The sequence below is a fragment of the Chryseobacterium sp. FG46 genome (assembly GCF_057809135.1).
The window spans coordinates 1-13,719 of the sequence record NZ_JBMDJJ010000005.1; the positions used below are offsets into that span (position 1 = coordinate 1).

Here is a 13,719-nt window from a genome sequence, read left to right on the forward strand (position 1 = left end):
GCATATTACAAAGATACAATGACTAAACATTCCCCCCAACTTTTGAGACTGATCCTTTACACTTTGATGTAAATTATAATAAGTCTCAAAATATCTCAAAAAACGAACTAAACTTTATTGCTATATTCATTGCTCCTTTTATTGAAACTTTTATATTTCAGTATCTCCCCTACTTGATTTTAAGCAAATGGATAAGGCTCAACAATAAAGTATTTTGCATCATCATTATGAGTATCATTTTCGCATCAATGCATTACTATAATTGGCTCTATATTGTGATGACATTTTTTGGAGGCATTATCCTCAACAACCTTTATATTTACTATTACAAGCACATTACTAATTACAGTTTTATTATAACGGTACTCTTCCACGCTTTATTCAACCTTTATGGTTTCTTGTTTATAATGTAACTTTTACTTTATTAATAATATAAAACAAGCTCTTCCTCCTCAAAAAAGAGATTAATAAATAATGTAAAAAATAATGATCAATAGGAAAATTATCTCTTTCAAAAATAGAGGATTCCAACAGACTTTTATGAGCAGCGTCATAACAAGCAAAAAAAAATCCCCGGAAATTCCGAGGATAAAAACTAATAACCATGAAAACTCAAATTAAACATGAGTTACATTTCTATATTGAAAAATCGTGCCAAGAATAACGATTTAGAGAAAAAAAGTCATTTTCTTGTTATAACACCATTTTCACCAATTTAACATTTAAAACAGATTTTACTGATCCCTTAAAAACCTCTTCATAATTATATTTAATAGTTTCATATAAATATAATGCTCCGGCAAAAGTATTAAAAAAAAAATAATTTACATTTTAATAAAATAAAATTTACATTCAGTACATAAAAAAAATTAAAATAGCTAATCTGTCATAAAAAGTATTTTCAATAACAAATTGACACATTAGACATATTCATCAGAAAAAATATTAATCTCAAGACACAAAAAATTTATAAAAAAATTTCTTGAAGGTCAACATAAAAATATCATATAAGTTCTTTATATAAAAAGCCCCCAGAAATGGAGGCCTCAAAAAACACAAATGATGAAAAAAATTTTATATCATAGATAAAAATTATTATATCTATTAATTCTTAGCCAAAGATATACACCTCTTTTTTTTTATTTTATGAGTATAATCATAAAATTATTATTTCTTTTAAATAGAAGCTTTTTCAAGCTGCTCAACCATTTATCAAAACAAGAAGATAACAAAAATCTCGATAACTACGGTTTCTTATTATTTGAGAGCAGCCTTGGATTACACAATATAAAATATAACATGAAAATGTATACTATAAGTATCCGTTTTTTGCGCAATTATCATAATCGTAAAGGCATATAATATATCAAAAAGGCCTCCGGAAGGAGGCCTAAAAAACACAAATGATGAAAAAAATCTATTTAGAAAAATCCAAACAGAATATTGTAGAATCATTCAAAATGATCATTTTACCATTACATTTCTAACCAGAAAACATTATACAGTAACGGAACAGAAGAATGAATACTTTCTTTAAGAATCAAACGGCATCCTGAAGATCAATAAAAATATAATTTTATATTATTAAAAGTTTTTGCAATTCAGATTTAATCTTGAAAATCAATTAAATACCACAAAAACAATGTAAATTATTTTAACAATTAAAAAATCTTCATCTCTGGATGGGTAAATTTAGTTAAATATTTGTTGGTTCACAAGACTATTCCTCCCAAATGATTGGAATGTACACTGTAATATATCCATCAGAATCTACATTAGCGTCAGAAACTGTAGCAACTACTGTTCCATAACCTACCCAGCCACCCTGCCCCTGCATTGCAGAAAAAGTGTAGGTTCCTGCAGGAAGACCATGATAATATTGCGGGACAGACTGAAATCCACCACTGTAATAAGTATCATATACTTCCCCTGTGGCTATATTTTCAGCAAGAAAACTTCCTACATCGTAATTCCCTGAAAGAATTTTTATTCCGTTTTTTGAAAGAAGACCATAACGTATCTTGTAAGTCTGAGTTTTGGGCGTTTCATCCGCTGTTCCTGAATAACCTTTATAGGTCTGTGTTATTTCCCTGGAGGAAAACGATGTTGCAACAGTAAGCAATCCAATCAGTGCTGATACTGTAAAAATTGATTTTTTCATACTATAAAGTATTTTGGCATTCAAAAATACTCAACTTATGTGAATTTAATGAAAACTATCAATGAAATAAAATTTACAAAATACTCTGAAACTCCGCATTATTAATATAAAATTCATGATTATTCAAAATTACTTCACTTTTCAGACTGTTAATTTTAACATTCATTAACTGAAATTTGGCTTCATAATTGAAAATACAACTAAAATTAAAAGTCATTTTGACTGTATCGTATTAAAATTTGAATTATGAGAAAGATAGTATTAGCAGGGTTTTTATCCGTCTTTTTAATAACGGCCTGCAAGAAAGATGACAGCGTTGCAGAAAAGTCACTGGAAGCACAGAAACTTGAATTTCAGGCCAGACAACTTGAAATAGAAAAACAAAAACTGGCAATAGAAAAGGAAAAAATGGTATATGAGGCTCAAAAAAAAGCAGATAGTGTATCAGAAAGCAAAAAAGCCAGAGCGGCGGCTGAAAATAATTCAAAACCACAGGTGATCAGAGAAACACGAACAGTGTATAGAGACAGAAACTCAAATTCCGGTTCAGGAAGCAGCAACGGAAGTTATGCCAATAACGGAAGTGGTACTTCACAGGGAACTACTCAGAAAAAAGGATGGAGTAAAGCTGCCAAGGGAACCGTCATTGGTACCGTAGGTGGAGCTGCTGTCGGAGCCATAGTTGCTAAGAAAAACAGAGGACTGGGTGCTGTAATTGGCGGTGTTGTAGGAGGTGCAACCGGGTATACTATTGGTAGATCACAGGATAGAAAAGATGGAAGAGTACAACCCCGTTAATAAATATTTTTAATGATAAAATACAAAGATTGCTTACTTTTAAGCAATCTTTTTTTATGATACTGATTCTGTTTTCTTCCGTTTTCATCATTCCTGTCCTTATGGGCTGGGGAAAGATCATGGAAAATATATGGGGAATTTTATTTCAGGGAATCTCTGGAAAAATTTTATCCGGAATCCTTGGAATAACCCTGATATGGACAATTATTTCTTTTTTCACTCCCTTAAATATGAGCGTGGAAGTGCCTTCCATTCTATTGGGATTCTTCTTTTTCTTTAAAAATAAACTTTACCAGGAGTTTCATCAATTTTCAAAAAAGGATTTTGTAGTATTGAGTGTAAGCTCTCTTACCGTAATATTCGCAGGCTCTTTCTATCCTTATATATTGGACCATTTTGGATATTATGTTCCCACATTGAAATGGCTTACAGAATATGGACTTGTAAGAGGAATTTCCAACATAGACCTTACATTAGGCCAAATGTCTCTCTGGCATGTTTTTCAGGCTGGATTTTCAAACTTTTCGGATCCTTTTTTAAGGATCAACACAGTATTGTTAATCATCTATACATTATATACCGTTGAAAAAAGAAACTGGATACATCTTTGTTTTCTTCCGGTATTACTGCTTTTTTCACAATCTCCAAGCCCTGATCTTCCTGTTATTATTTTTTCATTGATTATTTTAAATGAAATTATGACAGGACAGAAAAATACTACTTTTCTTTTTGCATTTTCAATATTTGTTTTTGCCATAAAACCAACCATGATATGGCTGCCTGTATTGACTTTCCTAAGCTCAGTTTTTATTTTTAAAACCAATTTCAGATCCCTCATTTCAGGAATGATCATTCTCCTGCTTTTCTTCATTAAAAACCTTTGGACATTTGGATATCCCATCTTTCCGTTAGCATTAGGTGATGTAGGAATATTCTGGAAACCTAATCCTGAAGTTTTAAAAATTTCCTCACAATTTGCCATCATGAAAACCTATGATATGCAGTACACCTATGAGGAAATTCAAAAATTTTCAACTGCAGATTATATCAGAAACTGGTTTTCTTTGGATGGAATAAAATCTAAAATCAATATGCTCTTTGTTTTGAGCTTGGTTATTTTCTCAGCATTTACCTGGGTAAAAAAGAGAAAACTCATCACCCTGATTTGTATTTCGTTATTGATAAAGAGTATATTGGTTTTGATATTTTCCGCACAATACAGATTTTTTATCGATGTCTTTTTTGTGATATTCTTTGTTATCTTCCATGAATATTTTGACCGGAAGAAAGCAATTTTCGTTTTCTCAGTCTTAAGTATATTCTTTATTTCTATATTATCTTTTCCTGAATTTATTCAGAGTTATCTTCCAAGTTTCAGAGTCGGAACATTCATGGCAGGATTTGAAAAAGAACAGATTTACAAGCCTTCAACCTACCAATATGAAAAGTTTGATACCTATAAAGTAGGAAATTTTAAATTTAATGTTTCCCACCATTATCCTTATAGTTTTGACACTCCGCTTCCGGCCATTACTCCGGCTTATCTTTTCGATAATGTGAAGGCAGGCATTTTTCCACAACTTTCGGATAAAAATGACATCAAAAAAGGATTTATCTGGAAAAAAATGACATCAGAAGAACAAGTGGAAGCCCAAAAGGTTATCAATACTATCGAAAACATTGATAAATAGAACAAATCCAGAAACTTTATTATCTGAAGAAAAAAAGGTAATTTTGTATCATGTTCAACACATTAGGTAATCTTCTTAGTCTTACAACATTTGGAGAAAGTCACGGAGTGGCTTATGGCGGTATCATCAATAATTTTCCGGCAGGTTTAGCGGTAGATCTCGATCAGGTTCAGTACGAATTGAACCGAAGAAAGCCCGGCCAGTCGGCAATCGTTACACAAAGAAAAGAAAGTGACACTGTAAAGTTTCTTTCCGGAATCTTTGATGGAAAAACAACAGGTACGCCCATCGGTTTTATCATCGAAAACGAAAATCAGAAATCGAAGGATTATGATCATATTGCAGGCGCATATCGTCCAAGTCATGCTGATTTTACTTATGATCAGAAATTTGGGTTCAGGGATCATCGCGGCGGCGGAAAATCTTCTGCAAGAGAAACAATGAACTGGGTAGTTGCAGGGGCACTTGCCAAGCAGCTTTTACCGGACATTGAGATCAACGCTTATGTATCTTCTGTAGGTGATATTTTCTGTGAAAAGCCTTATCAGGCTTTAGATTTCTCCCAAACAGAGAGCAATGATGTTCGTTGCCCCGATGCTGAAACGGCAGAAAAGATGATTGCAAGAATCAAAGAAATCAAAAAAGAAGGAAACACAATTGGAGGAACTATCACCTGTGTGATTAAAAATGTTCCTGTAGGAATTGGTGAACCCATATTTTCAAAGCTTCAGGCTGAGCTGGCAAAAGCAATGCTGAACATCAATGCCTGCAAAGGTTTTGAATATGGAAGCGGTTTCTGCGGTGCTAAAATGACAGGAAAAGAGCATAATGATGCATTCAATACAGATTTCACTACAAAATCTAACCTTTCAGGAGGTATCCAGGGCGGAATTTCCAACGGAATGGATATCTATTTCCGTGTAGCTTTCAAACCTGTGGCTACTATTCTGAGACCTCAGGACAGTATTGACAAAGATGGAAATCCAGTTATTGTAGAAGGAAAAGGACGCCACGACCCTTGTGTAGTTCCAAGAGCTGTTCCTGTAGTGGAAGGTCTAGCTGCATTTGTACTGGCAGACCTGTTTTTGATCAATAAAACAAGAAACATCAATAATTTTTAACATAAATATTTTTAGTAATGAAAAATTACTGGGATAAAGGAATTTCGTTTGAAGAATATCTTCAGATTGCAAAAAAAAGATTAGAGAATCCTGCCAACCAACAGGAAGCTGACTATAAACAATATTACGAGCTGGGGCTTCAGAGAATGGACCGAACGGTAAAAAAATACGTTCCGGATGAAGATCAGCTGAAAGAACTTGCAGCCAAAAACTTTGACGGAAAAATTCTGATTATTTCCGAAGCATGGTGTGGAGATGCAAGTGCAACAGTGCCAGCTCTTTTCAGATTTTTTGAAGGACATAACGAAGTAAGAGTTTTTCTGAGAGACAGTGATAAAAGTTTAATCAACCAATTTTTAACTAACGGTACGGAATCCATTCCGAAAGTACTTATCCTTGATAAAGACCTGAATGTAAAAAATTCATGGGGACCACGTCCCAAATATGGATATGAACTTCTGATGAAATATAAAGCCGATCCTGAAGCATATTCAAAAGATTCTTTCTATAATGATCTGCAAATATATTATGCTAAAAACAGAGGGAAAGATGCTGTTCAGGAAATTTTGGATCTTCTATAAAAAAGAGATATGAAAAAAAATATCATTTATCTTGTACTTATTGTGATTATCGCTGGTGTTGCTTTTATACCAGGAGTAAGAAACTTTCTGAAGGATACATTCTTTCCGGTAGCTACTATAGAAAATGCGGTTCATATCAGTGAAGAAGATTATGATATAGAGCTTAAAGGAATCAATACGCCAAGCACTAATCTTAAAAACTTTAAGGACAAAGGTATTTTTCTGAACTTCTGGGGAACATGGTGCCCGCCTTGCAGAAAAGAATGGCCTTCTATTCAGAAACTGTATGATACCAGAAAAGATCATGTAGATTTTGTACTGATTGCCATGAATGATAAGGAAGAGGATGTAAGAAAGTTTTTGAAAGAAAATAATTATACTGTTCCTGTATATATTGCTCAAAGTCCAATTTCTGAGAAAATTCTTCCAAAGGTATTTCCTACCACTTTCCTGCTGGATAAACACGGAAGAATCCTTATTAAAGAGGATGCCACAAAAGACTGGAACACAGAGACTGTACATCAGTTCATTGACAATATTATCAAATAATATTTTAACTAAATTTTATAATTTGTTGGTACAGGATTTGCGAATTTTATAGCATTGAAAAATTTATTAATCCAAACACAAAATGAAATATTCAAAATTAAATCTTGCAAAAGAAGCCATCAATCATAAGGGCTTTATCAAAAAGATCCCTGATATTTTCAGAATGGTCAAAATGTGGAGAAAAGGAATTTATCCAATGAAATCCATAGACATTATTCTTCCTTTACTTGGAATTTTATATGTGCTCTCTCCTATTGACCTCCTTCCTGAATTTGTGATACCGGTAATTGGAGTCATGGATGACCTGGCAGTATTGTCACTTACCATTCCTAAGCTCATTAAAGAGGTAGACAAGTTTTTATTATGGGAAGCCCAGCAAAAATACAGTGGTGCCCAAATCATTGATGCTGAAATCGTAAAATAATAGTTTATTATATTTTTCACACCATCCCGGATTGACCGGGATGGTTTTTTATTGACAAATGAGCGATAAATTTTTAAGCCTTATTTCAATTCCTTAAATTTGCAATATCTAATAAAAAATAATGGAAAGTAAAAAAGAATTCTTCTTAGAGTGTTACAAACTAGGCATCATCAAATTCGGCAGGTTTACCCTGAAAAGCGGTATTGAAAGTCCTTTTTATGTAGACTTGAGACCTTTGGCTTCAGATCCTAAAATTTTAAAAAATCTTGCAAATTATTTACTGGAAATGCTTCCGTTAGATAATTTTGATTTAATCTGTGGAGTTCCTTATGCTGCGCTTCCTATGGCTACTGCAATGTCTCTGGAAAGCTATATTCCATTAATTATTAAAAGAAAAGAAGCAAAAAGCTACGGTACCAAGAAGCTGATTGAAGGAATTTACCAGAAAGGACAAAACTGTCTTTTGGTAGAAGATGTGATCACTTCAGGTAAATCTCTGCTGGAAACCATTCCTGAAATAGAACAGGAAGATCTTAAAGTTTCTGACATTGTGGTGGTACTTGACAGAGAGCAGGGAGGAAAACAATTACTGGAAGGTAAAGGATATAGAGTACATACTCTTTTCAATATTTCGGAAGTATGCCATATTCTTCAGGAAACAGGTGAATTGTCAGATGAAGAAGTAAAAAGAATCCAGGACTTCCTTCAGGGGAACCACATTCAGTTTGAAGAAGAAACAAGATCTTCTTATGAGCAGAAACTTCAGTCAACACAGCATTCCGTTTCAAAAAAATTACTGGAAACAGCTTTAACAAAAAAATCAAACCTTATTGCTTCAGCAGATGTTACCACAACTCACGAGCTATTGGAACTTGCTGAAAAAGTAGGTCCGCATATTATTGCTTTAAAAACGCATATCGATATTATTTCTGATTTTGAATACGAAAAAACAATTACTCCTTTAAAAGCTATTGCTGCAAAACACCAGTTCTTACTGATGGAAGACAGAAAATTTGCTGATATCGGAAATACACAGGAACTTCAGTTCACAAGCGGAGTTTTCAAAATTACAGATTGGGCAGATTTTGTAACTTCTCAGGTAATCGGAGGTTTTGAATCATTAGACTGCTTCAAAAATGTAGGAGTGGTAGCCATCGTTGGAATGTCTTCCAAAGGAGCTTTAACAACTGCAAGCTATCGTGAAGAAGCTTTAAAAGTAGCTTTATCTCATCCTAATGTAATTGGTGGTGTATCTCAGAATAAAATTCCTGAAGATCTGCTATTGTTCACTCCGGGGGTAAATCTTGCAGACTCGGGAGATGGTAAAGGACAGCAGTACAACACACCTGAGCATGTTTTCAAAACACTTCACACAGATTTTATTATTGTAGGAAGAGGAATCTACAAATCCAATAATCCGGAAGCATCAGCAATCACTTATAAAACAGAGGGATGGAACGCTTACATTAATTCTTTGGAAAAAAAAGCAATTCAAGGTTAAAATGCTATAAAGTATATACAAAATAAGTTATATTTGGGCTTTATCACGAATATTTGAAAAAGATCAGCCTTTGCCTTATTTTGTTATGTGGAGTTGTACAGGTTTCTGCACAGACAGACAGTATATACATTGAAACAAAACTGTCTCCTGACAAAAAGAACCTTGATGTCCGTCAGGAAATTGTTTATTACAATCACTCCGGAAAAGACCTTCAAACCATAAAACTCCTGAATTGGGTTTCCGCGTACAATAAACGGGGAACTTCTTTAGTCTACAGAAAACTGGAAGACCGGAATAATGATTTGCATTTTGCAAAAAATGATCAATTGGGAAAACTTCTTGAACTGAATATTAAAAATTCTGACAATGAAGTTCTTCCTGTCAATACACTCTCAGATGAAAATCTATTTATTCCTCTGAAAAACGTATTAAAACCTGGCGAAAGCGTCACTTTACAGTTGCAATACAGGATGCAGCTTCCCGATAAAACTTTTACGGGATACGGAACATCCGCTCAGAATACTGTATTAAAATATTTCTTTATTGTTCCGGATCATTTTGATCCGGACAATATTTCCAGAAGAAACTACCACGATATTGAGGAACAGGTAAGCTTTAATACTTTCTGGACCATCCACTTTGATATCCCTGTAAATAGTTTTGTTGAGGGAAATCTTCCACAGGTTCAGATGAATTCATTTAAGGGATATCTCGATTCAGATCCTGAATTCTTGATTTCTACAACAGAATTTCAATCCATCAAAACCAATGTTGACGGAGAGGAAATCGACATCAAATTTGGATATAATCTGAAACCGGATGAAAAACAAAACCTGGAGTTTTATCTTCCTTTACAATTAAAATTTATTAAGGAGCGCATCGGGTATCTTCCGAAAAATATTTTTATTTCAGATAAATTCAGAGCCAAAGAAGACTTTTTCGGAAATAATGATATTACCTTCTGGAAATTCAGATTCCGCCTGTTTACTGAGACCGAAAAAACCGATATGGATTATTTTGGGATCATTGCCAAGAAAATTCTTGACGAAGGTGTTATTGCAGATAAAGAAAAAGACCACTGGTTCAAAAATGGTTTAAAATCTTATCTCGAAATTCAGTATCTCAAAAAATTCTATGCTGACACGAAACTTTTAGGTACACTTCCCGAGACCAGAATCTTTGGACTTCAACCATTAAAGTTATTCCATGCCTCCAAAGTAAAACTTCTGGACCGTTATGGGCTTTCCTATCAATATATCATGCTGCAGAACCTTGATCAGAAAATCGATGAACATTTCCCTGTTCTGAGTAATTTCAATGATATGGCCATCAGCAGCTTTGAAACCGGAAGCCTTTTCAACTACTCGGCAGACAAAATGGGATATGAACAATTTGATGGAATTGTAAAAAATTATATTGCTCAGAATTCCGGAAAAAAAATTAATCCTGAAGAATTTCTGTCATCTCTTTCTGAAAACAATAAGTCAACAGCCTATCTCTCCAACTTTTTCAAACAAAAGAACAGGGTTGATTTTAAATTGAAAAACATCAGAAAAGATAATGATTCTCTGCAAATAAAAATTGTAAGAAATACTGACATTTCTATTCCTGTAAAGCTGGAAACAGAAACCAGAGAAGGAGAAAAGAAAACGTACTGGATAGACACGGAGGAAAATGAACGTACCACCAGCCTGTCGCTTCCTGCATCAGAGAATATTTACAAAACCACCTTAAACAGTGGCTATATTTTCCCTGAATCCAATTACAGAGACAACTTCCTGTATGCGAAAGGACTGTTTTCCAATACGAAAAAAATTAAACTTAAATTAATAAAAGATATTCCTAACCCGGAATACAATGAGATTTACATCAGCCCAAGAGTGCGTTTCAACAATACGTATGATAAATTTCTTTTGGGAGCCAATTTTAAGAATCAGTCTTTTTTTGATCAGAAATTCCTGTATTCGGTGACTCCAACCTATAGTACCGGAACAGGAAAACTTACGGGTTCCGGAGCAGTCTCCTACTCTATTCTGCCTGCAGAAAGCATTATCCGAAGTCTGACATTCGGTCTTTCAGGCTCTTATTTTCATTATGATTATGATCTGGCCTACAGAAAAACCTCAATATCATCTTCGATTAACTTTAGAAAGAACCCAAGAAGTACAGTAAGCAGAAGTCTGGGAGTTTCCTATAATTATTTTGAAAGAGATCTGAGTCCTCAAATGATCGCCAATAATGATTACAGCAAATATAATCTCTGGAGTATCGGCTATGGTTATAGCGATAGCCAGATGATTCATGAAAAAAGCTTCAGCCTGAGCGCCCAGGGAATGGAAGATTTCAATAAAATAACGGCTGAAGGCTTCTACAGGTGGGAATTTGCCCCTAAACAAAAGCTAAGCTTACGTTTATTTGCCGGATACTTCTTAAGAAACAACACCAGAAATAACCTATTTGATTATGGAATTTCCAGGGTTTCCAACTATTCATTCTCTTATACGCTATTGGGAGAAAGTGCCAGCAGCGGGCTTCTTTCCCAGCAGTTTATATTAGCTGATGGTGGTTTTAAATCTTTCCTGCCGGGAACGGTGAACCAATGGATCACCTCTGCCAATGTAGATTCCAGTGTCTGGAAAATATTCCATGTGTATGCGGATGCTGGAGTATATAAAAATAAAGATCTTCCTGCCAAATTCATATGGGATACAGGAGTTAAAGTAAGAATCATTCCTGATTTTCTGGAAGTATATTTCCCGATCCAGTCTTCTCTGGGTTTTGAACCTTCATTCAAAGATTATGGGAAGCGTATCAGATACACTTTAATTCTTAATCTCGGATCCATTATTAATGCCGCAAGAAGAGGCTGGTATTAATAATGAAAATTATTGCAGATTAAATTCAACGCTTAAAATAAAAGAACAGCTTATGAATATGAGCTGTTCTTTTTTATTAAAACTAATCTTTTATAATTTTCTGTGAGATAGGAATATTGTTAATCGTTCCTGTCACAATATAAGTTCCTTTGGGAAGTTCTGCAATATCAAGAGCTGAAGCCAGTTTAGTAGGTGATTTTTTAACAATCTGTCTGTATGTATCGTAAACTTTCACATCTTTCACCTCTGTTCCGAATACTATTTTACTGTCTTTTATAAAAGGATTCTGTACAAAACCGGACTTCACGCTGCCTTCGAGAGAGAAGTCAGACATATTATCATTACTTCCTACTAAATTTCTTTTGATAGCTGTGGTTGTAGTGGGAGAAGGAGCGGGTCCATCTCCTTTAAATTGATCTGCATTGGATCCATATCCTACAAAATCCAGAACATTGGACGCAGAAGGTCCGGTGACCTGCACTATATTTCCGGCTAATGCAACTTTTCCAGATACGTTGGAGATTTTTAATCCGGAAGATTTATTAGGAGTTCCGTCAAAATTTATAATTGTAGTTGCAACAAAATCCGGTGCTGGCAGATTTTCAACACCACCTTCAATCGCTGACTCCTGAATTAAATAAGTTTCTTCCGGTCCTAACGTAAAATCCGGAAGCGTATGATATTCTGTAAAAGCACCTATTGCCGGAGCATATTGAATACTTGCTCCCGTTAAAGAAACCAAAGTAGTTCCGATATTTTTAAGGACTATATAATTATTTTTCAATACAGCTCCTGAATTGGCATTCCCACCATAGATTTCATTGATCACAATCTGGGCATTGGAAAACGAGGTCAATACTATAAGTCCAACAAGAGTAAAGATTTTTTTCATCGTAATAATTTTAGAAATGGATTGATCATAAAAACATCAAAAATAATACCACCAAATTAAGAAATATATAAGATACACAAATCTAAAAATTAGGAAATAATCACATAAAAAGCCAGCTGCTTCAATTGAAGCAGCTGGCTATATTTTTATTTAAAAGAAATTAGTCTTTAAGAACTTTCTGAGAAACCGGCTGGTGGTTTACGGTACCTGTAACGATATAGTTTCCTTTTGCTAATTCAGCAATGCTTACAGCTTCGTTTTGCTTTACAGCAGTTTCTTTTACAAGCTGTCCGAACATATTGAAAATCTTCACATCTTTCACATCAGATCCGAAAATAATCTCATTATTTTTAACGAAAGAGTTCTTTACGAAGTTTCCTGACTTTGCGTTTTTGGCATCAATAACAGCTAAAGAGGCAGTAGACGAAGTAACCGTTAAAGAAATATCATCTATTCTCCAGTTGGCAGTACCAAGAGATGGAGTTCCAGCACCAGCACTGTCGCTTCCATAAATTCTTAAGGTAACCGGGGCAGATTCTGCACCTACTAAATTAGCACCTGAAAAAGTGATGTTACTCAATGCCCATGTACTATTATTATTAACATTGGCTGTACCTATCGCCGTTGTATAATTATCAATGCTGGAATATACTGTAATCTTTCCCGGTCCTGTAGATGTTCCTCTTGATCCTAAATTTAAAGAATTTAAAGTTACTTTATTACCCGCAACCGGAGTAACAGTTACACTAAAATAAGTACTTGTAGCAGTTGAAAGAGCCTCTTTAAAAGCAGCAGCACCAAAATTACTGGATCCACTTGCTCCGGTATATCCTGAAGATACGGATGAAGTGGTAATTAAAGTGGTTGTACCATTATTATTTCCCTGAGTTGCTGCAAATGCTACACTTGAAATATTAGCATTGGTACCAGAAATGGGATTTACAGAACTACCATCCCAAAGGTAAGTTGTTTGTGCAAAAGCAACTGCACTCATTACAACTGTTGCAAAAAGAGAATAAAGTTTTTTCATGATTTAATTTTTTTTGTTGTTAATAATTTTCTTTCCAAAACAAAACTACATCTAATTTTTTTTCTGGGGCAATAAAGAGGTTAAGTTTTTGTTAA

The 13,719-nt window shown here is 34.3% G+C and carries 12 protein-coding genes; 9 read left to right on the forward strand and 3 right to left on the reverse strand.

All coding sequences use genetic code 11. From position 1 onward, the window contains the following. Positions 1-122: 122 nt before the first annotated feature. Entirely contained in the window at positions 123-413 is a 291-nt protein-coding gene (locus tag ACODR7_RS05250; RefSeq protein WP_488838058.1) for a CPBP family glutamic-type intramembrane protease, read from the forward strand. 1,307 nt (positions 414-1,720) lie between these two features. On the opposite strand, the gene ACODR7_RS05255 is transcribed toward ACODR7_RS05250, so the two are convergent. Further along, on the reverse strand, positions 1,721-2,161 hold the full coding sequence (locus ACODR7_RS05255; protein WP_488837837.1) for a hypothetical protein: 441 nt from the start codon (positions 2,159-2,161) through the stop codon (positions 1,721-1,723). A 246-nt stretch (positions 2,162-2,407) separates the two neighbouring features. On the opposite strand from ACODR7_RS05255, the gene ACODR7_RS05260 reads away from it, so the two are divergent. The 8 genes from ACODR7_RS05260 to ACODR7_RS05295 all read left to right on the forward strand — a co-directional run bounded on the left by ACODR7_RS05260 (position 2,408) and on the right by ACODR7_RS05295 (position 11,702). Next, on the forward strand, positions 2,408-2,959 hold the full coding sequence (locus ACODR7_RS05260; RefSeq protein ID WP_488837839.1) for a glycine zipper domain-containing protein: 552 nt from the start codon (positions 2,408-2,410) through the stop codon (positions 2,957-2,959). Positions 2,960-3,015: 56 nt separating this feature from the next. Beyond that, the gene (locus tag ACODR7_RS05265) at positions 3,016-4,650 is read left to right on the forward strand and encodes an LIC_10190 family membrane protein (RefSeq protein WP_488837841.1); all 1,635 of its coding nucleotides are present in this window, start codon (positions 3,016-3,018) and stop codon (positions 4,648-4,650) included. Between the two features lie 50 nt (positions 4,651-4,700). Beyond that, positions 4,701-5,771: a chorismate synthase gene (gene aroC / locus ACODR7_RS05270; protein WP_488837842.1), complete on the forward strand. Its 1,071-nt coding sequence runs from the start codon at positions 4,701-4,703 to the stop codon at positions 5,769-5,771. A gap of 17 nt (positions 5,772-5,788) precedes the next feature. Next, entirely contained in the window at positions 5,789-6,352 is a 564-nt protein-coding gene (locus tag ACODR7_RS05275; protein ID WP_488837844.1) for a thioredoxin family protein, read from the forward strand. Between the two features lie 9 nt (positions 6,353-6,361). Then, the gene (locus ACODR7_RS05280; RefSeq protein WP_488837846.1) at positions 6,362-6,901 is read left to right on the forward strand and encodes a TlpA family protein disulfide reductase; all 540 of its coding nucleotides are present in this window, start codon (positions 6,362-6,364) and stop codon (positions 6,899-6,901) included. Positions 6,902-6,983: 82 nt separating this feature from the next. Beyond that, complete coding sequence (locus ACODR7_RS05285) at positions 6,984-7,325, forward strand: YkvA family protein (protein ID WP_076595822.1); 342 nt, start codon at positions 6,984-6,986, stop codon at positions 7,323-7,325. 121 nt (positions 7,326-7,446) lie between these two features. Continuing rightward, entirely contained in the window at positions 7,447-8,826 is a 1,380-nt protein-coding gene (gene pyrF / locus ACODR7_RS05290; RefSeq protein WP_488837847.1) for an orotidine-5'-phosphate decarboxylase, read from the forward strand. Positions 8,827-8,879: 53 nt separating this feature from the next. Then, on the forward strand, positions 8,880-11,702 hold the full coding sequence (locus ACODR7_RS05295; RefSeq protein WP_488837849.1) for a gluzincin family metallopeptidase: 2,823 nt from the start codon (positions 8,880-8,882) through the stop codon (positions 11,700-11,702). Positions 11,703-11,784: 82 nt separating this feature from the next. On the opposite strand, the gene ACODR7_RS05300 is transcribed toward ACODR7_RS05295, so the two are convergent. After that, positions 11,785-12,594: a lamin tail domain-containing protein gene (locus ACODR7_RS05300; RefSeq protein ID WP_488837850.1), complete on the reverse strand. Its 810-nt coding sequence runs from the start codon at positions 12,592-12,594 to the stop codon at positions 11,785-11,787. 160 nt (positions 12,595-12,754) lie between these two features. Then, on the reverse strand, positions 12,755-13,624 hold the full coding sequence (locus tag ACODR7_RS05305; RefSeq protein WP_488837852.1) for a T9SS type A sorting domain-containing protein: 870 nt from the start codon (positions 13,622-13,624) through the stop codon (positions 12,755-12,757). Positions 13,625-13,719 lie beyond the last annotated feature (95 nt).

Coding starts and splice junctions, on each gene's coding strand:
- ACODR7_RS05260 (WP_488837839.1), top strand. CDS start 2,408: ATGAGAAAGATAGTATTAGCAGGGTTTTTATCCGTCTTTTTAATAACG.
- ACODR7_RS05285 (WP_076595822.1), top strand. CDS start 6,984: ATGAAATATTCAAAATTAAATCTTGCAAAAGAAGCCATCAATCATAAG.
- aroC (WP_488837842.1), top strand. CDS start 4,701: ATGTTCAACACATTAGGTAATCTTCTTAGTCTTACAACATTTGGAGAA.
- ACODR7_RS05275 (WP_488837844.1), top strand. CDS start 5,789: ATGAAAAATTACTGGGATAAAGGAATTTCGTTTGAAGAATATCTTCAG.
- ACODR7_RS05265 (WP_488837841.1), top strand. CDS start 3,016: ATGATACTGATTCTGTTTTCTTCCGTTTTCATCATTCCTGTCCTTATG.
- pyrF (WP_488837847.1), top strand. CDS start 7,447: ATGGAAAGTAAAAAAGAATTCTTCTTAGAGTGTTACAAACTAGGCATC.
- ACODR7_RS05305 (WP_488837852.1), bottom strand. CDS start 13,624: ATGAAAAAACTTTATTCTCTTTTTGCAACAGTTGTAATGAGTGCAGTT.
- ACODR7_RS05280 (WP_488837846.1), top strand. CDS start 6,362: ATGAAAAAAAATATCATTTATCTTGTACTTATTGTGATTATCGCTGGT.
- ACODR7_RS05300 (WP_488837850.1), bottom strand. CDS start 12,594: ATGAAAAAAATCTTTACTCTTGTTGGACTTATAGTATTGACCTCGTTT.
- ACODR7_RS05255 (WP_488837837.1), bottom strand. CDS start 2,161: ATGAAAAAATCAATTTTTACAGTATCAGCACTGATTGGATTGCTTACT.